General features: G+C 70.7%; 17 protein-coding genes and 1 tRNA gene. 17 read left to right on the top strand and 1 reads right to left on the bottom strand.

Annotation, left to right across the window (positions count from 1 at the left end; all coding sequences use genetic code 11):
- Positions 1-104 precede the first annotated feature (104 nt).
- Positions 105-716 (bottom strand): beta-class carbonic anhydrase, encoded by a 612-nt coding sequence (locus ACZ7DL_RS33510; protein WP_470780025.1) that lies wholly within the window; start codon positions 714-716, stop codon positions 105-107.
- Positions 717-1,005: 289 nt separating this feature from the next.
- Between ACZ7DL_RS33510 and rsmH the strand changes: the two genes are divergently transcribed.
- The 17 genes from rsmH to ACZ7DL_RS33425 all read left to right on the top strand — a co-directional run bounded on the left by rsmH (position 1,006) and on the right by ACZ7DL_RS33425 (position 19,219).
- Positions 1,006-1,962, top strand: coding sequence for a 16S rRNA (cytosine(1402)-N(4))-methyltransferase RsmH (gene rsmH / locus ACZ7DL_RS33505; protein ID WP_470780023.1), 957 nt, complete (start codon positions 1,006-1,008; stop codon positions 1,960-1,962).
- 67 nt (positions 1,963-2,029) lie between these two features.
- Positions 2,030-2,590: a cell division protein FtsL gene (gene ftsL, locus ACZ7DL_RS33500; protein ID WP_470780021.1), complete on the top strand. Its 561-nt coding sequence runs from the start codon at positions 2,030-2,032 to the stop codon at positions 2,588-2,590.
- Positions 2,591-2,595: 5 nt separating this feature from the next.
- A complete protein-coding gene (locus ACZ7DL_RS33495) occupies positions 2,596-4,560 on the top strand; it encodes a peptidoglycan D,D-transpeptidase FtsI family protein (RefSeq protein ID WP_470780019.1) in 1,965 nt (654 codons plus the stop codon).
- A gap of 31 nt (positions 4,561-4,591) precedes the next feature.
- Positions 4,592-6,247, top strand: coding sequence for a UDP-N-acetylmuramoyl-L-alanyl-D-glutamate--2,6-diaminopimelate ligase (locus ACZ7DL_RS33490; RefSeq protein ID WP_470780017.1), 1,656 nt, complete (start codon positions 4,592-4,594; stop codon positions 6,245-6,247).
- 4 nt (positions 6,248-6,251) lie between these two features.
- On the top strand, positions 6,252-7,667 hold the full coding sequence (locus ACZ7DL_RS33485; protein WP_470780015.1) for a UDP-N-acetylmuramoyl-tripeptide--D-alanyl-D-alanine ligase: 1,416 nt from the start codon (positions 6,252-6,254) through the stop codon (positions 7,665-7,667).
- Entirely contained in the window at positions 7,664-8,737 is a 1,074-nt protein-coding gene (gene mraY / locus ACZ7DL_RS33480) for a phospho-N-acetylmuramoyl-pentapeptide-transferase (protein ID WP_201818126.1), read from the top strand. The genes ACZ7DL_RS33485 and mraY overlap by 4 nt, the downstream gene beginning before the upstream one ends.
- On the top strand, positions 8,719-10,155 hold the full coding sequence (gene murD / locus ACZ7DL_RS33475; RefSeq protein WP_470780012.1) for a UDP-N-acetylmuramoyl-L-alanine--D-glutamate ligase: 1,437 nt from the start codon (positions 8,719-8,721) through the stop codon (positions 10,153-10,155). Before mraY ends, murD begins: the two co-directional genes overlap by 19 nt.
- A 68-nt stretch (positions 10,156-10,223) precedes the next feature.
- Positions 10,224-11,591, top strand: a complete 1,368-nt coding sequence (gene ftsW, locus ACZ7DL_RS33470; RefSeq protein WP_470780010.1) for a putative lipid II flippase FtsW — start codon at positions 10,224-10,226, stop codon at positions 11,589-11,591.
- 6 nt (positions 11,592-11,597) lie between these two features.
- On the top strand, positions 11,598-12,689 hold the full coding sequence (murG, locus tag ACZ7DL_RS33465) for an undecaprenyldiphospho-muramoylpentapeptide beta-N-acetylglucosaminyltransferase (RefSeq protein ID WP_470780008.1): 1,092 nt from the start codon (positions 11,598-11,600) through the stop codon (positions 12,687-12,689).
- 162 nt (positions 12,690-12,851) lie between these two features.
- Positions 12,852-13,643, top strand: a complete 792-nt coding sequence (locus tag ACZ7DL_RS33460; protein ID WP_470780006.1) for a cell division protein FtsQ/DivIB — start codon at positions 12,852-12,854, stop codon at positions 13,641-13,643.
- A gap of 279 nt (positions 13,644-13,922) precedes the next feature.
- Positions 13,923-15,131 (top strand): cell division protein FtsZ, encoded by a 1,209-nt coding sequence (ftsZ, locus tag ACZ7DL_RS33455; protein ID WP_470780004.1) that lies wholly within the window; start codon positions 13,923-13,925, stop codon positions 15,129-15,131.
- Positions 15,128-15,892, top strand: coding sequence for a peptidoglycan editing factor PgeF (gene pgeF, locus ACZ7DL_RS33450; protein WP_470780002.1), 765 nt, complete (start codon positions 15,128-15,130; stop codon positions 15,890-15,892). The genes ftsZ and pgeF overlap by 4 nt, the downstream gene beginning before the upstream one ends.
- Before the next feature lie 6 nt (positions 15,893-15,898).
- On the top strand, positions 15,899-16,618 hold the full coding sequence (locus ACZ7DL_RS33445; RefSeq protein WP_470780000.1) for a YggS family pyridoxal phosphate-dependent enzyme: 720 nt from the start codon (positions 15,899-15,901) through the stop codon (positions 16,616-16,618).
- A gap of 128 nt (positions 16,619-16,746) precedes the next feature.
- Positions 16,747-17,388 carry a cell division protein SepF gene (locus tag ACZ7DL_RS33440; protein ID WP_030642042.1) on the top strand — a complete coding sequence of 214 codons (642 nt, stop codon included), beginning with the start codon at positions 16,747-16,749 and terminating at the stop codon, positions 17,386-17,388.
- A 60-nt stretch (positions 17,389-17,448) separates the two neighbouring features.
- Positions 17,449-17,739, top strand: a complete 291-nt coding sequence (locus ACZ7DL_RS33435) for a YggT family protein (RefSeq protein WP_132783882.1) — start codon at positions 17,449-17,451, stop codon at positions 17,737-17,739.
- 54 nt (positions 17,740-17,793) lie between these two features.
- A complete protein-coding gene (locus ACZ7DL_RS33430) occupies positions 17,794-18,912 on the top strand; it encodes a DivIVA domain-containing protein (RefSeq protein WP_189983800.1) in 1,119 nt (372 codons plus the stop codon).
- Positions 18,913-19,144: 232 nt separating this feature from the next.
- A tRNA-Ala gene (locus tag ACZ7DL_RS33425) sits at positions 19,145-19,219 on the top strand.
- Positions 19,220-19,318 lie beyond the last annotated feature (99 nt).

The following is a 19,318-nucleotide window of genomic DNA, read 5'->3' as shown; positions in this document are numbered from 1 at the left end:
TGTGGACAACTGCCCGTGCAATGTCGGTCTTACGGCTTTTCCGACCGTTCTTTCGATGCGGGGCGGCGGGATGCGTTCCGGGGTGGCCGGCCGGTACGTCCGGGTCAGGCCGGGTCGACCTCGCGCAGCAGACCGGTGCGCACGTCGAAGACGAAACCGCGCACGTCGTCGGTGTGCAGCAGGAAGGGCGAGGTGCGCACCCGCTGCATGGACTGTCGCACGTCCTGGTCCACGTCCCGGAAGGACTCCACCGCCCACGCCGGCCGCTGCCCGACCTCCATCTCCAGCTCCGAGCGGAAGTCCTCGGTGAGGGCTTCCAGGCCGCAGCCGGTGTGGTGGATCAGGACGATGCTGCGCGTACCGAGCTTGCGCTGGCTGATGGTGAGGGACCGGATGACGTCGTCGGTGACCACACCGCCCGCGTTGCGGATGGTGTGGCAGTCGCCGAGCTGCAGGCCGAGGGCCTTGTGCAGGTCGAGGCGGGCGTCCATACACGCGACAACGGCGACATGCAGAACGGGACGGGCGTCCATGCCGGGGTCCGTGAATGCCTCGGCATAGTGCCGGTTGGCCTCCACGAGACGGTCGGTCACATTGTCGCCGGCGGTTATGGCGCCTTCGGATCCAGTGGGCACTGCTGCGGAAGTCGTCATACCGAAGACGTTACTGGTCACGTGCCGGCCCGGCCTGCTGTGAGAGGGGACAAAGAACGTCATCGTGGCTTGTTGTGAGCTAACCCACTGGGTGGGCAAACCTGGGCCGAACGGGTGGCACGGCGCGAATCGATGTTCCCCCTGTGTCGCGGTGCACGACGCGCAGGCCGGTTGATTGACCCTGGGACGGCGTGGACTAAAGTTGCGCGAAAGCGGGAGACGAGTCTCTCCCCGCTGGTGAAACCCCCGGAGACCCCGGCAGCGCCCGGATCCGTCTCCCCGCGCGCGCGGCGCGTACGTACGGCTCGGGGGACCGACGGTGCGTACGGCCCGCCGGAACTGAGAGGCCCCCTTGAGCCAGAGTCGACACGTCCCGGTGATGCTCCAGCGGTGCCTGGATCTGCTGGCGCCCGCCCTGGAGCGGCCCGGAGCGGTGGTCGTCGACTGCACCCTCGGCCTCGGCGGGCACAGCGAGGCGCTGCTGGCCCGCTTTCCCGAGGCGCGGCTGATCGGCCTCGACCGGGACAAGGAGGCGCTGCGCCTGTCCGGCGAGCGGCTGGCACCGTACGGCGAGCGCGCCACCCTCGTGCACGCCGTGTACGACGAGCTGCCCGAGGTACTGCACCGGCTCGGCCTCGCGCGCGTGCAGGGCGTGCTGTTCGACCTCGGGGTCTCCTCCATGCAGCTGGACGAGGCCGACCGCGGCTTCGCCTACGCCCAGGACGCGCCCCTGGACATGCGCATGGACCAGACGACCGGCATCAGCGCGGCCGAGGTCCTCAACACCTATCCCGCGGGCGAACTCGTGCGCATCCTGCGCGCGTACGGCGAGGAGAAGCAGGCCAAGCGGATCGTCGCCGCGATCGTCCGGGAACGGGAGAAGGAGCGCTTCAGCAACAGCGCGCGGCTCGTGGAGCTCATCCGCGACGCGCTGCCGCAGGCCGCCAAGCGGACCGGCGGCAACCCGGCCAAGCGCACCTTCCAGGCGCTGCGCATCGAGGTCAACGGCGAACTGTCCGTCCTGGAGCGGGCGATCCCGGCCGCCGTGAAGGCCCTCGACGTCGGCGGGCGGATCGCCGTGCTGTCGTACCACTCGCTCGAAGACCGGCTCGTGAAGCAGGTGTTCGCGGCCGGGGCGACCTCCACCGCGCCGCCCGGGCTGCCGGTCGTGCCCGAGCGGTACCAGCCGCGACTCAAGCTGCTCACCCGTGGTGCCGAACTTCCCACCGAGGAAGAGATCGCCGAGAACCGCCGGGCCGCACCGGCCAGGCTGCGCGGTGCCGAGCGCATCAGGGAGGACGTCGAGTGAGCCAGACGGGTCGGAAGGCTTCCCCCGCGCGCCGGGGGAGCGGTTCCCGCTGCGCACCGGGGGAGCAGTGAGCAGGAAACCCGAGCTGAAGGGGAGGGCCGCCCGGCTCGCCCGGCTCTTGCCGGCCGGCCGCGCCCGGGCGGCCCGCACCCCGTTCGTCCTCCTCGTCGTGGTGCTGCTCGGTGGCGGACTCATCGGACTGCTGGTGCTGAACTCCGCGCTCAGCGAAGGCTCCTTCCGGCTCGCCGACCTCCAGAAGCAGACGAAGAACCTCACCGACGAGGAACAGGCCCTCCAGCGGGACATCGACGCCTACTCGTCCCCCGACGCCCTCCAGCGCCGCGCCCGCGAACTCGGCATGGTCCCCGGCGGCGACCCGGCCTTCCTCGGCCCCGACGGCACCGTCAAGGGCGTCCCCGGCGCCGCCCCCGAGCCCGCGGTGCTCTCCGGCCCGGTCGCCCCCGAGGCGATGGACCCGGCCGCCGGCCTCTCGGCCGCCCCGAACCCCACCGCCCCGACCCCCACCGTGGCGCCCCCCACCGCGCCGGCCCAGCCGCCGGGAGCCCCCACGGCCTCCGCCCCGGCAGCCACCCCCCAGCCCGCCTCCCCCCCGACCCCCGGCAGGTGACGGAAGTGACCGACAGGGAACCGCCGCGCCGCCGCGTGCCCGGGCCGGCCAAGCCTCCGCGGCCGCGGGGTGCCGTTCGGCGGCAGCCCGGGCCCGGTGCCCGACCGGTCCGCCGCTCCGGCGGAGCCCGGCCCATGCCCCCGCGCCCGCTCCGGCTCGGCAGCCCCCGGCCCCGGCTGCGCCTGGTCAGCCTCGCCCTGACGCTGGTGCTGCTCACCTTCGTCGTACGGCTGCTCCAGGTGCAGGCCGTCGACGCGAGCGCCTACGCGGCGCGGGCCGAGCAGAACCGCTATGTGGTGCACACCCTGGCCGCCGAGCGCGGCGAGATCACCGATCGCAACGGCGTCGCCCTCGCCGTCAGCGAGGACGCGTACGACATCACGGCCGACCCGACCATGTTCGGCGCCAAGCAGCTGAAGATCGGCGACGGCCCGGAACGGGCCGCCGCGCTGCTCGCCCCGATCCTCGGCCAGGACCAGGCCACGATCGTCGGGAAGCTGCGGCCCGAGAACAAGAACTCCCGCTACACCCGGCTCGCCGCCCGGCAGACCCCCCAGGTCTGGAAGCAGATCAAGGACCTGAAGGCCGCGCTCACCAAGAAGGCCGAGACGGACCACACCACCGTCAACGTGCTCGCCGGCGTCTTCGCGGACCCCAGCAGCCAGCGCGTGTACCCGAACGGCGACCTCGCCGCCGGGATACTGGGCTGGGTCAACGCCGACGGCCAGGGCGGCGGCGGCATCGAGCAGGAGCTGAACAAGCAGCTGACCGGCAAGGACGGCAAGATCCGGTACGCCCAGTCCGGTGGGCGCGAGGTGCCGACGGCCGGGTCCGCCGAGACGCCCGCCGTACCCGGTGCCGACGTCGAGCTGACCATCGACCGCGACATCCAGTGGGCCGCGCAGAACGCGATCACCGAGCAGGTGAAGAAGTCCAAGGCGGACCGCGGTTACGTCATCGTCCAGGACACCCGCACCGGTCAGATCCTGGCCATGGCCAACTCGCCCGGCTTCGACCCGAACGACCTGTCGAAGGCCGACGGCGAGGCCATGGGCAACGCGGCCGTCCAGGACGCCTACGAGCCCGGCTCCACCGCGAAGGTGATGTCCATGGCGGCCGTGCTGGAGCAGAACGCGGCGACCCCGCTCACCCACGTCGTCGTCCCCAACCGGCTGCACCGCGGCGACCGGCTCTTCCAGGACGACATCGACCACGCCACCTGGTACCTCACGCTCAACGGCGTGCTCGCCAAGTCCAGCAACATCGGCACCATCCTGGCCACCGGCGAACTCGGCAAGAGCCAGCCCGAGGCCAACAAGGTCCTCCACTCGTACCTGCGCAAGTTCGGCATCGGCAGCTACACCGGCCTCGGCTTCCCCGGCGAGACCCCCGGCATCCTCGCGCCGCCCCGGAAGTGGTCCACCTCGCAGCAGTACACGATTCCTTTCGGCCAGGGCTTCTCCATCAACGCCATGCAGGCCGCCTCCGTGTACTCGACCATCGCCAACGGCGGCGTCCGGGTCGAGCCGACCCTGGTCCGCGGCACCAAGGGCGCCGACGGCCGCTTCGCCCCGGCGCCGAAGCCCGAGCAGACCCGGGTCGTCAGCGAGAAGACCGCCAGGAGCCTCGCCCAGATGCTGGAGTCCGTCGTGGACGACGAACAGGGCACCGGCGTCAAGGCCCGCATTCCCGGGTACCGGGTCGCGGGCAAGACCGGCACGGCCAACCGAGTGGATCCGGCCACCGGCCGCTACCGCGGCTACACCTCGTCCTTCGCCGGTTTCGCCCCCGCGGACAAGCCCCGTATCACCGTCTACTGCGCCATCCAGAACGCCACCGCGGGCAGCTACTTCGGCGGCCAGATCTGCGGCCCCATCTACAAGCAGGTGATGGAGTTCGCTCTGAAGACCCTCCAGATCCCGCCGACCGGGGCCAGGGCCGCCAACCTGCCCGTCGACTACAAGCCCTGATCAGCACCACGGAAACACCAGGAACGAGCTCGTGACAACGATCACCCCGGACCCCGGGAACAACCGGGCCGAGAACCCCTCACTTCGCTCCGGAGCGGGTGCGCCCGGTACGCTCACCGCCGTGCCACACGCTGATCAGTCCCAAACCACCCAGAAGGGCGCTTCCGTGACATATCCGGGACCGCCGCGACCGGTTCAGGTCTCCGCCACACCCCTCGCGGAGCTGGCCGATCAGCTGGGTGCCGCCGCTCCGGCCGGCTCCGCCGATGTCACGGGGATCACCCACGACTCGCGCGCCGTCCGCCCCGGCGACCTGTACGCCGCCCTGCCGGGCGCCCGCCTGCACGGCGCCGACTTCGCCAACCAGGCCGCGAGCCTCGGCGCCGTCGCCGTGCTCACCGACCCGAGCGGCGCCGAGCGCGCCGCCGTCACCGGTCTGCCCGTGCTGGTCGTGGACGACCCGCGCGCGCGGATGGGTGAACTGGCGGCGACGATCTACGGCCGGCCGGGCCGTGACCTGCTCCAGATCGGCATCACCGGCACCTCCGGCAAGACCACCACCGCCTACCTGGTGGAAGGCGGCCTGAAGACCGCCCGCACCACCGGGCTCATCGGCACCGTCGAGATGCGCATCGGCGACGAACGCATCAAGTCCGAGCGCACCACCCCCGAAGCCACCGACCTCCAGGCGCTCTTCGCCGTCATGCGGGAGCGCGCTGTCGAGGCGGTCGCCATGGAGGTCTCCAGCCACGCCCTGGTCCTCGGCCGGGTCGACGGCTGCGTCTTCGACATCGCCGTCTTCACCAACCTCAGCCCGGAACACATGGAGTTCCACTCCGACATGGAGGACTACTTCCGGGCCAAAGCACAGCTCTTCACGCCGGAACGCAGCAAACTCGGCGTGCTCAACGCCGACGACGAGTACGGGCGCCGGCTCGCGCGGGAGGCGACTGTGCCGGTCGTCACCTTCTCCGCCGAGGGCCACCCCGACGCCGACTGGCGCGCCCAGGACGTCCAGGTCGGCCCGATGGACTCGACGTTCACCGTCCTCGGCCCGAACGGCGAGTGCGTGCACGCCAAGTCCCCGCTGCCGGGCCCGTTCAACGTGGCGAACACCCTCGCCGCCATCGTCGCCCTCGCCGTGGCCGGCCTCGACCCGCAGGCCGCCGCCGACGGCATCGCCGCCGTACCGGGCGTGCCCGGCCGCCTGGAGCGCGTCGACGCCGGGCAGCCCTACCTCGCGGTCGTCGACTACGCCCACAAGACCGACGCGGTCGAGTCGGTGCTGAAGGCCCTGCGCAAGGTCACCAAGGGCCGGTTGCACGTCGTCCTCGGCTGCGGCGGCGACCGCGACCAGACCAAGCGCGCCCCGATGGGCGCCGCCGCGGCCCGGCTCGCCGACACGGCCGTACTGACCTCCGACAACCCCCGCTCCGAGGACCCGCTCGCGATCCTCGCGGCCATGCTCCAGGGCGCGGCCTCCGTGCCCGCGCACGAGCGCGGCGAGGTGGTCCTCTTCGAGGACCGGGCCGCCGCCATCGCCGCCGCCGTGGGCCGCGCCCAGGCCGGCGACACCGTGCTGGTCGCGGGCAAGGGCCACGAGCAGGGCCAGGACATCGCCGGCGTGGTCCGTCCCTTCGACGACCGCCAGGTGCTTCGCGAAGCTATCCAGAAGACCCAGGGATGAACTTGTGATCGCCCTCTCCCTCGCCGAGATCGCAGCAGTCGTCGGCGGGCAGACGCACGACATACCGGATCCGTCCGTGCAGATCACGGGACCGGTCGTCCGGGACTCCCGCGAGGTGGTGCCGGGCAGCCTGTTCGCCGCCTTCGTCGGCGAGCGCGTGGACGGCCACGACTACGCGTCGCAGGTCGTCGCGGCCGGAGCGGTCGCCGTCCTGGCGTCCCGCCCGGTCGGCGTCCCCGCGATCGTCGTGGACGACGTGCAGACCGCCCTCGGTGCCCTCGCCCGGCACGTCGTACGCCGGCTCGGCGCGACCCTCGTCGCCCTGACCGGCTCCGCGGGCAAGACCAGCACCAAGGACCTCATCGCCCAGGTACTGCGGCGCAAGGCGCCGACCGTGTTCACGCCCGGCTCGCTCAACAACGAGATCGGGCTGCCGCTGACCGCCCTGTCCGCCACCGAGGAGACCAGGTTCCTCGTGCTGGAGATGGGTGCCCGCGGCATCGGGCACATCCGCTACCTCGCCGGTCTCACCCCGCCGAAGATCGGCCTGGTGCTCAACGTGGGCACCGCCCACATCGGCGAGTTCGGCGGCCGCGAGCAGATCGCCCAGGCGAAGGGCGAGCTGGTCGAGGCGCTTCCCCCGGCGAGTGACGGCGGTGCCGCCATCCTCAACGCCGACGACCCGTTGGTCCGGGCCATGACCTCCCGTACCAAGGCGAAGGTGGTCCTTTTCGGAGAGTCGGCCGAAGCGGACGTACGCGCCGAGAACGTACGACTCACGGACAGCGGACAGCCCTCCTTCAGGCTTCACACACCCTCCGGTGCAAGTGATGTGACGATGCGCCTGTACGGTGAGCACCACGTGTCGAACGCGCTCGCCGCGGCCGCCGTCGCCCATGAGCTGGGCATGTCCGCGGAAGAGATCGCCACCGCGCTCTCCGAGGCGGGCTCCCTCTCCCGCTGGCGCATGGAGGTCACCGAGCGCCCGGACGGCGTGACCATCGTCAACGACGCCTACAACGCCAACCCCGAGTCCATGCGGGCCGCCCTCAGGGCGCTCGCGGCCATGGGCACGGGGCGCCGCACGTGGGCGGTGCTCGGCAAGATGGCCGAGCTGGGGGACGAGGCGCTCGCCGAGCACGACGCCGTCGGACGGCTCGCCGTCCGGCTCAACGTCAGCAAGCTCGTCGCCGTCGGGGGGATTGAGGCCTCCTGGCTGCAACTGGGCGCATATAACGAGGGTTCGTGGGGTGAGGAGTCGGTGCACGTGTCCGACGCACAGGCGGCGATCGACCTGTTGCGCAGCGAGTTGCGCCCGGGGGACGTCGTCCTCGTGAAGGCGTCCCGTTCGGTGGGGCTCGAGAGCGTTGCCCAGGCGCTCGTCGAGGCCGGTGCCGAGCGTGGGGTTGATGCCCGATGATGAAGCAGATCCTGTTCTCGGGCGTCATCGGCCTCTTCCTGACGCTGATCGGCACTCCGCTGCTGATCAAGCTTCTCGCCCGCAAGGGCTACGGCCAGTACATCCGTGACGACGGCCCGCGCGAGCACGCCAGCAAGCGCGGTACGCCGACCATGGGCGGTATCGCCTTCATCCTGGCGACGATCGCCGCGTACTTCCTGTCCAAGGTGATCACCGGCCAGACGCCGACGTACTCGGGCGTGCTGGTCCTCGGCCTGATGTTCGGCATGGGCCTGGTCGGCTTCCTCGACGACTACATCAAGATCGTCAAGCGGCGTTCGCTGGGTCTGCGGGCCAAGGCCAAGATGGCTGGCCAGCTGATCGTCGGCATCGCCTTCGCGGTGCTGTCGCTCCAGTTCTCCGACGCGCGCGGCAACACCCCCGCCTCCACGAAGCTGTCGTTCATCACCGACTTCGGCTGGTCGATCGGCCCGGTGCTGTTCGTCGTCTGGGCGCTGTTCATGATCCTCGCGATGTCGAACGGCGTGAACCTGACCGACGGTCTGGACGGCCTCGCCACCGGAGCCTCGGTCCTCGTCTTCGGTGCCTACACCTTCATCGGCGTCTGGCAGTTCCAGGAGTCCTGCGCCAACGCGCAGACCCTCACCAACCCGGGCGCCTGCTACGAGGTCCGCGACCCGCTCGACCTCGCCGTGGTCGCCTCCGCGCTGATGGGTGCCTGCCTGGGCTTCCTGTGGTGGAACACCTCGCCGGCGAAGATCTTCATGGGTGACACCGGTTCGCTCGCGCTCGGCGGTGTCCTCACCGGTCTGGCCATCCTCTCCCGCACGGAGCTGCTGGTGGCCATCATGGGCGGCCTGTTCGTCCTCATCACCATGTCGGTCGTCATCCAGGTCGGCTCCTTCCGGCTCACCGGCAAGCGCGTCTTCCGGATGGCGCCGCTCCAGCATCACTTCGAACTCAAGGGCTGGTCCGAGGTCCTGGTGGTGGTCCGATTCTGGATCATCCAGGGCATCTGTGTGATCGTCGGACTGGGCCTCTTCTACGCGGGATGGGCAGCGGACAAGTGACCTCCACCTCGGAGCTCTTCGACTTCCAGGGCAAGCACGTCACCGTCGCCGGGCTCGGCGTCTCCGGCGTCCCGGCGGCGAAAGTGCTGCACGCGCGCGGGGCCGTCGTCACGGTCGTCAACGACGGCGACGACGCACGCGCGCGTGAGCAGGCCGCGGAGCTGGAGGCGCTCGGCATCACCGTGCGCCTCGGTGACGGGGCCACCCTGCCGGAGGGCACCGAGCTGATCGTCACCGCGCCCGGCTGGAAGCCGGACAAGCCGCTGTTCCTGGCGGCCGAGAAGGCGGGCGTGCCGGTCTGGGGCGACGTCGAGCTGGCCTGGCGGCTGCGGGGCCCCGACGCGGCCCCCTGGCTGGCCGTGACGGGCACCAACGGCAAGACCACCACCGTCCAGATGCTCGCCTCGATCCTGACGGCCGCGGGCCTGCGCACGGCGGCCGTCGGCAACATCGGCGTCTCCCTGCTGGACGCGGTCCTCGGCGAGGAGCGCTACGACGTGCTCGCCGTGGAGCTGTCCAGCTACCAGCTGCACTGGGCGCCCTCCCTGCGCGCCCACTCGGCGGCCGTTCTCAACCTGGCGCCCGACCACCTCGACTGGCACGGCTCCATGGAGGCGTACGCGCGCGACAAGGGCCGCATCTACGAGGGCAATCAGGTCGCCTGCGTCTACAACGTCGCGGACAAGGCCACCGAGGACCTCGTGCGCGAGGCCGACGTCGAAGAGGGCTGCCGGGCCATCGGGTTCACGCTCGGCACCCCCGGCCCCTCCCAACTCGGCGTCGTCGAGGGCATCCTGGTCGACCGCGCCTTCGTGGAGAACCGGCAGAAGAACGCCCAGGAGCTGGCCGAGGTCTCCGACGTCGACCCGCCGGCCCCGCACAACATCGCCAACGCCCTTGCCGCAGCGGCCCTCGCGCGCGCCTTCGGGGTGCCCGCCAAGGCCGTACGGGACGGTCTGCGGGCCTTCCGCCCGGACGCCCACCGCATCGCGCACGTGGCCGACATCGACGGGGTCGCGTACGTGGACGACTCCAAGGCGACCAACACCCACGCCGCGGAAGCGTCGTTGGCGGCATATGAGCCGATCGTATGGATTGCGGGCGGTCTGGCGAAGGGCGCGACCTTCGACGAACTGGTCACCAGGTCGGCGAAGCGGCTTCGCGGTGTGGTCCTGATCGGCGCCGATCGTGCCCTGATCCGCGACGCCCTCACGCGACACGCCCCGGAAGTACCCGTGGTCGACCTCGACCGGACCGACACTGGGGCGATGCTCCAGGCGGTGACGGAGGCCAAGCGGCTGGCTCGGCGCGGTGACACGGTGCTGCTGGCCCCGGCCTGTGCCTCCATGGACATGTTCACCAACTACAACCAGCGCGGCGACGCGTTCGCGGCGGCGGTCCGCGAACTCGAAGCCTGACCCCGGCCGCCCGCCGGGCGGACCTTGGGAGGGACGCGTGGGACGGTCGACGTTCAGTGGAGGCGCCGATGCCCAGTAGCCGTACCGGAAAGCCGCCCGTGCAGCGGGCGTCCCGGCGCCCGCGTCCCGCCGTCCCCCGGTCCCCGCGCGAGAACCCGGTCCAGCGGCTCTCCACGCGCGCGCGAAGGGCCTGGGACCGGCCGCTGACCGCCTACTACCTGATCGTCGGCGGCAGCGTGCTGATCACCGTGCTGGGCCTGGTGATGGTCTACTCGGCCTCCCAGATCACCGCGCTCCAGCTGTCGCTGCCCGGGTCGTACTTCTTCCGCAAGCAGTTCCTCGCGGCGCTCATCGGCGGCGCACTGCTGTTCGTCGCCTCCCGCATGCCGGTGAAGCTGCACCGCGCGCTGGCCTACCCGATCCTGGCCGGTGCCGTCTTCCTGATGGCCCTGGTGCAGGTGCCCGGGATAGGGATGGCGGTCAACGGCAACCAGAACTGGATCTCCCTCGGCGGCTCCTTCCAGATCCAGCCCAGCGAGTTCGGCAAGCTCGCCCTGGTGCTGTGGGGCGCGGACCTGATCGCCCGCAAGCAGGAGCGGAAGCTGCTGACCCAGTGGAAGCACATGCTGGTGCCGCTGGTTCCGGTCGCCTTCCTGCTGCTCGGGCTGATCATGCTCGGCGGTGACATGGGCACCGCGATCATTCTCACGGCGATCCTTTTCGGCCTGCTCTGGCTCGCGGGCGCGCCGACCCGGCTGTTCGTGGGCGTGCTGTCCGTCGCCGCCCTGATCGGTGTGGTCCTGATCAAGACCAGCCCCAACCGGATGGCCCGCCTCGCCTGCATCGGCGCCACCGAGCCCAGGACCGGGGTCGCCGACTGCTGGCAGGCCGTGCACGGCATCTACGCCCTCGCCTCCGGCGGACTCTTCGGCTCCGGGCTCGGTGCGAGTGTGGAAAAATGGGGGCAACTGCCGGAAGCCCACACCGACTTCATCTTCGCCGTCACCGGTGAGGAACTGGGCCTCTCGGGGACGCTGTCGGTGCTCGCCCTGTTCGCGGCTCTAGGCTATGCGGGTATCCGCGTGGCCGGACGCACGGAGGACCCCTTCGTGAGGTATGCCGCGGGAGGCGTGACGACCTGGATCACCGCGCAGGCGGTGATCAACATCGGTGCGGTGCTCGGCCTGCTGCCGATCGCCGGCGTCCCCCTCCCGCTGTTCTCCTACGGGGGATCCGCCCTGCTGCCGACCATGTTCGCCATCGGGTTGCTGATCGCCTTCGCGCGCGACGAGCCCGCTGCGCGGGCAGCGCTTGCGACGCGGCAACCTCGCTTTGGTAGAAAGCGGGCGGGAGGCTCCGGTGTCGAGCGGGGGCCTCGGAGATGGAACACGATGCGACGGCGTGCCTCGGCGGCGCGTTCGTCCGGAGAGCGGTGAATTTCGGTGCATGTCGTACTCGCCGGTGGGGGGACCGCCGGCCACATCGAGCCCGCGCTCGCCCTCGCGGACGCCCTGCGCAGGCAGGACCCGACCGTGGGGATCACGGCCCTGGGCACGGAGCGCGGCCTGGAGACCCGGCTCGTCCCGGAGCGCGGCTACGAGCTGGCGCTGATCCCGGCGGTGCCGCTGCCCCGCAAGCCCACGCCCGAGCTGATCACCGTCCCGGGCCGGCTGCGCGGCACGATCAAGGCCGCCGAGCAGATCCTCGAGCGCACCAAGGCGGACGTCGTGGTCGGCTTCGGCGGCTACGTCGCCCTGCCCGGCTATCTGGCCGCCAAGCGCCTCGGCGTGCCGATCGTGATCCACGAGGCCAACGCGCGCCCGGGTCTGGCCAACAAGATCGGCTCGCGGTACGCCGCCCAGGTCGCCGTCTCCACCCCGGACAGCAAGCTGCGCAACTCCCGCTACATCGGCATCCCGCTGCGCCGCTCCATCGCCACCCTGGACCGCGCCGCCGTCCGCCCGGAGGCCCGCGCCCGCTTCGGTCTCGACCCGAACCTGCCCACGCTGCTCGTCTCCGGCGGCTCGCAGGGCGCCCGGCGGCTCAACGAGATCACGCAGACGGTCGCTCCCTGGCTTCAGCAGGCCGGCATCCAGATCCTGCACGCGGTCGGCCCGAAGAACGAACTGCCGCAGGTGCACCAGATGCCGGGGATGCCCCCCTACATCCCGGTAAGTTATCTGGACCGGATGGACCTCGCGTACGCCGCGGCCGACATGATGCTCTGCCGCGCGGGCGCGATGACCGTCGCCGAACTCTCCGCCGTCGGGCTCCCGGCCGCCTACGTCCCGCTGCCCATCGGCAACGGCGAACAGCGGCTGAACGCCCAGCCGGTGGTCAAGGCCGGCGGCGGGCTCCTCGTCGACGACGCGGAACTCACGCCCGAGTGGGTGCAGCAGAACGTGCTGCCCGTGCTCGCCGACCCGCACCGGCTGTACGAGATGTCCCGCGCGGCGAGCGAGTTCGGCCGCCGGGACGCCGACGAGCTGCTCGTCGGCATGGTGTACGAGGCGATCGCCTCGCGCCGTCACTAACATCGGCGAGTGAGCCGAAGGGGCGCGCCGGGGGCGCGAGACCGAACGTGCGGAGGCGCGCAGCGCTGAGCACGTTCGGTCTCGCGGCGCCGGCTCAGGCGCCCCGGTGGGGGTGCCCCCGGCCGAAGGCTGGGGGAGAACCGAGCCTTGAAAGGAACGCGGGTGGCCGGACCGACTACCGCCGAGCGCGGGGAACGCCAGCAGGAGTCGTCCGGCCCGCCCTCCGTCCGCCGGTTCACAGCACGGCTTCGTGTGATCATCATTCTGGCCGTGGTCGCCGTGCTCCTGGGGGCCGGTGGGACGTGGGTGTTGTACGGCTCGCAGTGGCTGCGCGTCCGGCACGTCTCGGTCTCGGGCACGCTCGTGCTGGACCCCGCGGAGGTCCGCGAGGCCGCGGCCGTGCCCGTCGGTGATCCGATGATTTCCGTCGACACGGAGGCCATCGAAGCCCGACTTCGCCGGAAATTGCCCCGAATTGACACCGTAGATGTGGTTCGTTCCTGGCCGAAGGGAATCGGCCTGAAAGTGATCGAGCGCACTCCGGTTCTGCTTGTCCGAAAGGGCGGGAACTTCGTCGAAGTCGATGACGAAGGTGTCCGTTTCGCCACGGTTCCGCGGGCGCCGAAAGACGTGCCGCTGCTGGAATTGTCCGCCTCCCGGACGGGTGCGGGCGCCGCGAGCTTCCGGCGCTTCGGCACCGGCCGGCTGGTGCGCGAGGCCGTCCAGGTCGCCGGTGACCTGCCCGCCGCCGTGGCGAAGGCCACCCGGGCCGTCCAGGTGCGCTCCTACGACGCCATCTCGCTGGAGTTGGGCGACGGCCGCACGGTGGCATGGGGCAGCGGTGAGAACGGCCGTGCCAAGGCACGGGCCCTCACGGCTCTCATGAAAGCAGCTCCCGGCGCGCGGCACTTCGACGTCAGCGTTCCCACCGCCCCTGCGTCATCGGGGAGTTGACGCACATCAGCGCAGGCCAGCACCCTGGTTGGGCACTGCTACGGCTGATCACATAGGGTGAAAAGAAAAACGGGAGGTTCGGCGTGTTCGTTGAACGGGCGCCACTTGTCGACTTAGTGTCCTGTTCAGAAGACTCCAGGGAACAGACACACTGGTAACCCTAAACTTCAGGGTTAGGGTTCGGGTCGGCGCTACGGACCGTCCCATTCGGCATCCGTCGTCCCGGCGCGGGGCACCGCACGGCGGCGACAACGTAATTCGAGGCGAGAGGCCTTCGACGTGGCAGCACCGCAGAACTACCTCGCAGTCATCAAGGTCATCGGTGTCGGCGGCGGTGGTGTCAATGCCATCAACCGGATGATCGAGGTCGGTCTCAAGGGCGTCGAGTTCATCGCCATCAACACCGACGCACAGGCGCTGTTGATGAGCGACGCCGACGTCAAGCTCGACGTCGGCCGCGAACTCACCCGCGGACTCGGCGCCGGAGCCAACCCGGCCGTCGGCCGCAAGGCCGCCGAGGACCACCGCGAGGAGATCGAGGAGGTCCTCAAGGGGGCCGACATGGTCTTCGTGACGGCCGGTGAAGGCGGCGGCACCGGCACCGGCGGGGCGCCGGTCGTGGCCAACATCGCGCGCTCGCTGGGCGCCCTCACCATCGGCGTGGTCACGCGCCCGTTCACCTTCGAGGGACGGCGGCGCGCGAACCAGGCCGAGGACGGCATCGCCGAACTGCGCGAAGAGGTCGACACCCTCATCGTCATCCCGAACGACCGGCTGCTGTCCATCTCGGACCGCCAGGTCTCGGTCCTGGACGCCTTCAAGTCCGCCGACCAGGTCCTGCTCTCCGGCGTTCAGGGCATCACCGACCTCATCACCACCCCCGGCCTGATCAACCTGGACTTCGCCGACGTCAAGTCGGTCATGTCCGAGGCCGGTTCGGCCCTCATGGGCATCGGCTCGGCCCGCGGCGACGACCGCGCGGTGGCCGCGGCCGAGATGGCGATCTCCTCGCCGCTGCTGGAGGCGTCCATCGACGGCGCCCGGGGCGTGCTGCTCTCCATCTCCGGCGGGTCCGACCTCGGCCTGTTCGAGATCAACGAGGCCGCCCAGCTGGTCAGCGAGGCCGCCCACCCCGAGGCCAACATCATCTTCGGCGCGGTCATCGACGACGCCCTCGGCGACGAGGTCCGGGTCACCGTGATCGCGGCCGGCTTCGACGGCGGCCAGCCGCCGGCCCGCCGGGACAACGTCCTCGGTGCGGCCTCCGGCTCGGGCCCCGCCCGCCGGGAGGAGCCCGCTCCGGCCCGGCCGAGCGAGCCCAGCCGTCCGTCCTTCGGCTCACTGGGCAGCGTCAAGCCGAAGGAGGAGCCGGAGCCGGCGCCCGAGCCGGTCGCCGAGATCCCGGTCACCCCGCCGGTGACCCCGTCGCCCCGGACCTACTCGGACAGCGCGGCCGAGGAACTGGACGTCCCGGACTTCCTCAAGTGATAGGACAGCGCGAGAGCGTGAGCGGCGCGCACTTCGCCTTCACCGACCGGTGGGGCGGGGTGAGCGCCGCTCCGTATGAGGAGCTGAACCTAGGCGGCCGCGTCGGCGACACGCCCGAGGCGGTACGGGGCAACCGGGAGCTGGCGGCCAAGTCGCTGGGCCTGGACCCGGACCGGGTCGTCTGGATGAACCAGGTGCACGGGGCCGAGGTCGCCGTGGTGGACGAGCCGTGGGGCACGGGGGTCCCCCCGCTCGAGCGAAGCCGGGAGTGGGGGAGCCCGGTGCCGGAGGTCGACGCGATCGTCACCGCCCGCCGCGGACTCGCCCTCGCGGTCCTCACCGCCGACTGCGTGCCGGTGCTGCTGGCCGACCCGGTCGCCGGGATCGCCGCCGCGGCCCACGCGGGCCGGCCCGGGATGGTCAAGGGCGTCGTCCCCGCCGCCGTACGGGCCATGGTCGAGCTCGGCGCCGTACCGGAGCGGATCGTCGCCCGGACCGGACCGGCCGTGTGCGGCCGGTGCTACGAGGTGCCGGAGCCGATGCGTGCCGAAGTGGCAGCCGTCGAGCCGGCGGCGCACGCCGAAACCAGCTGGGGCACGCCGGCGGTCGACGTGGGCGCCGGCGTGCACGCGCAGCTCGACCGGCTCGGGGTGTGCGACCGGGCGCAGTCGCCGGTGTGCACGCTGGAGTCGGGCGACCACTTCTCGTACCGCCGCGACCGCACCACCGGGCGGCTCGCAGGCTATGTGTGGCTGGACTGATAGGGCATGACGGACCGTAAGACCGAACTCGCCGCAAATCTGGCGAAGGTGGAGGAGCGCATCACCGCCGCGTGCATGGCGGCCGGGCGCAAGCGGGAGGAGGTGACCCTGATCGTGGTCACCAAGACCTACCCGGCGAGCGATGTGCGGTTCCTGTCGGAACTCGGCGTGCGCCATGTCGCCGAGAACCGCGACCAGGACGCGGCCCCGAAGGCCGCCGCCTGTGCGGATCTTCCCCTGAAGTGGCACTTTGTCGGTCAGTTGCAGACCAACAAGGTGCGTTCCGTGGTCGGTTACGCCGATGTCGTGCAGTCCGTCGACCGCTCCCGGCTCGTCACCGCCCTGTCGAAGGAGGCGGTGCGCGTCGGGCGTGAGGTGGGCTGCCTGATCCAGGTCGCCCTGGACGCCGGCGAGAGCGAGCGGGGCGAGCGCGGTGGCGTGGCGCCCGGCGGAATCGAAGAGTTGGCCGACCTCGTCGCCGACGCGCCCGGACTGCGGCTCGACGGGCTGATGACCGTCGCTCCGCTCACCGGGGAGTACGCGGGACGCGAACAGGCGGCGTTCGAGCGCCTCATGGATTTGTCGACTGACCTGCGCCGAGCTCATCCGGCTGCAACCATGGTGTCCGCAGGGATGAGCGCGGACCTCGAACAGGCCGTGGCCGCCGGGGCGACACATGTGCGCGTCGGCACCGCGGTACTCGGAGTCCGCCCCAGGCTCGGGTAACGTCGCCAGGAAGTCGGACCACAGCAGAAAATATGGTCAATGCGCGCCAAGGCGGGCGCAACGACCACGTGGATCGCGGGCACTTGGCAGTCGTCAGTCGATCCACCACAGAGCGGAGGACTCAGAGCATGGCCGGCGCGATGCGCAAGATGGCGGTCTACCTCGGCCTCGTGGAGGACGATGGGTACGACGGCCGCGGATTCGACCCCGACGACGACTTCGAGCCCGAGTTGGACCCGGAGCCGGAGCGGGACCACCGACGGCATGAACCGTCACACCAGTCGCACGGCGCACACCAGTCCCAAAGGGACGAAGAGGTGCGAATCGTGCAACCGCCCGCGCCGCGCGAACCGGTGGCCCGTTCGACTTCGCTCGCCGCGGAATCCGGACGTCCGGCGCGCATCGCGCCCGTGGCATCCATCACACAAGAACGTCAGTCCCTGGAGAAGAACGCACCGGTGATCATGCCCAAGGTCGTGTCCGAACGAGAGCCGTACCGGATCACCACGCTTCACCCGCGAACCTACAACGAGGCCCGTACCATCGGGGAACACTTCCGTGAAGGCACCCCGGTGATCATGAATCTGACTGAGATGGATGACACAGACGCGAAGCGACTTGTCGACTTTGCGGCCGGTTTGGTGTTTGGTCTTCACGGCAGCATCGAGCGGGTGACGCAGAAGGTGTTCCTGTTGTCTCCTGCTAACGTCGATGTCACGGCGGAGGACAAGGCCCGCATCGCAGAGGGCGGGTTCTTCAACCAGAGCTGAGACGCACGACCGGATCGAAGCACGGAAGAGCACGGAACAGGGGAGAGGGAACCACAGGCCATGAGCGTGTTCGCGCAGGTGATCTACATCGCGCTGATGGTGTTCCTCGTCGTGCTCATCTTCCGGCTGGTCATGGACTACGTCTTCCAGTTCGCCCGCTCGTGGCAACCCGGCAAGGCGATGGTGGTCGTACTGGAGGCCACCTACACTGTCACCGATCCACCGCTGAAGCTTCTGCGGCGGTTCATCCCGCCGCTGCGTCTCGGGGGCGTGGCGCTCGACCTGTCCTTCTTCGTACTGATGATCATCGTCTACATTCTCATCTCTGTCGCGCAGAGCTTCGTGAGATGAGGGTGGGGACGATCCGGTCTTGCCGACTGCCGATGACTACGTTGAGGTGAAGAGATGCCGTTGACCCCCGAGGACGTGCGGAACAAGCAGTTCACGACCGTCCGCCTCCGAGAAGGCTATGACGAGGACGAGGTCGATGCCTTCCTCGACGAGGTCGAAGCCGAACTGACCCGTCTGCTCCGCGAGAACGAGGACCTGCGCGCCAAGCTGGCCGCGGCCACGCGCGCTGCTGCCCAGAACCAGCAGAACATGCGCAAGCCCCCGGAGCAGGACCAGCAGCATCCTCAGCAGCAGGGCATGCGAGGTCCCGGCCAGCCGGTGCCCGCCGGCATATCGGGTCCGCCGCAGCAGCAGATGGGCGGCCCCATGGGTGGCCCGCCCCAGCTGCCGAGCGGTGCCCCGCAGCTGCCCGCCGGTCCCGGCGGCCAGGGCGGCCCGCAGGGCCCCGGTCCGATGGGCCAGGGTCCGATGGGTCAGGGCCCGATGGGTGGTCAGCCGCCCATGCAGCAGCAGATGGGCGGTCCGATGGGCGGCCCCATGGGCGGTCCGATGGGCGGCCCCGGTCAGGGCCCCGGTGGCGACAGCGCCGCCCGTGTCCTCTCGCTGGCCCAGCAGACCGCCGACCAGGCGATCGCCGAGGCCCGCTCCGAGGCCAACAAGATCGTCGGCGAGGCCCGCAGCCGCGCCGAGGGTCTGGAGCGTGACGCCCGTGCCAAGGCCGACGCCCTGGAGCGGGACGCGCAGGAGAAGCACCGCGTCGCCATGGGCTCCCTGGAGTCCGCGCGCGCCACGCTGGAGCGCAAGGTCGAGGACCTGCGCGGCTTCGAGCGCGAGTACCGCACGCGTCTGAAGTCGTACCTCGAGTCGCAGCTGCGTCAGCTGGAGACCCAGGCCGACGACTCCCTGGCCCCGCCGCGCACCCCGGCCACCGCGTCTCTGCCGCCGTCCCCGGCGCCTTCCATGGCCCCGGCCGGCGCGAGCGCTCCGTCCTACGGCGGCAACCAGACGATGGGCGGCTCGCCCGCTCCGTCCGCCCCGTCGTACGGCGGTCAGCAGCAGATGACCCCGGCGATGACCCAGCCCATGGCCCCGGTCCGTCCGCAGGGTCCGTCCCCGATGGGCCAGGCTCCCTCGCCGATGCGTGGGTTCCTGATCGACGAGGACGACAACTGACGGGGCACTGAGACCGGTACGACAACGGCGTCGGCAGCGTCTGATAGGGCGGGCTCCCTGGACTTCGGTCCCGGGAGCCCGCCCTTTTTACGCGGGTTGCGCTGTCAGCGCCGGGTCGGTACCCCAGGGACGCAGGGGAAGTGCTGCGAGCCGCACTCACGAGAAGGGCGCCCTGCTCCCGGAAACGCGGTGGAGCTCTGATGATCGACCCGTGTAGCGTTGTCCGTGCGCCGGGGCGCGTAGCGCAGAGGGTCGTCGCGCCTCGATGGCATCTAGGAGGACGCCGGTTCGAATCCGGCCCGCCCCGGCGCGCCCAGTCGTTCTTCCGTGAGACTCGTTCTCGCGTGACGCTTGTTCTCGCGTGACGCCGAAAGGCCCGGCCCCCGCATCAGGGGGCCGGGCCTTT

This window comes from Streptomyces sp. NPDC036984, assembly GCF_055607665.1.
The sequence above is the reverse complement of the archived record's forward strand: the minus strand, read 5'-3'. Positions and strand labels throughout refer to the sequence as shown.

Bases quoted from the DNA above. Each gene is read 5' to 3' on its own strand.
- ACZ7DL_RS33510 (WP_470780025.1), bottom strand. From the start codon at position 716: ATGACGTTCTTTGTCCCCTCTCACAGCAGGCCGGGCCGGCACGTGACC.
- mraY (WP_201818126.1), top strand. From the start codon at position 7,664: ATGATGAAGCAGATCCTGTTCTCGGGCGTCATCGGCCTCTTCCTGACG.
- murD (WP_470780012.1), top strand. From the start codon at position 8,719: ATGGGCAGCGGACAAGTGACCTCCACCTCGGAGCTCTTCGACTTCCAG.
- ftsW (WP_470780010.1), top strand. From the start codon at position 10,224: ATGCCCAGTAGCCGTACCGGAAAGCCGCCCGTGCAGCGGGCGTCCCGG.
- ACZ7DL_RS33445 (WP_470780000.1), top strand. From the start codon at position 15,899: ATGACGGACCGTAAGACCGAACTCGCCGCAAATCTGGCGAAGGTGGAG.
- ACZ7DL_RS33440 (WP_030642042.1), top strand. From the start codon at position 16,747: ATGGCCGGCGCGATGCGCAAGATGGCGGTCTACCTCGGCCTCGTGGAG.
- ACZ7DL_RS33435 (WP_132783882.1), top strand. From the start codon at position 17,449: ATGAGCGTGTTCGCGCAGGTGATCTACATCGCGCTGATGGTGTTCCTC.
- ACZ7DL_RS33430 (WP_189983800.1), top strand. From the start codon at position 17,794: ATGCCGTTGACCCCCGAGGACGTGCGGAACAAGCAGTTCACGACCGTC.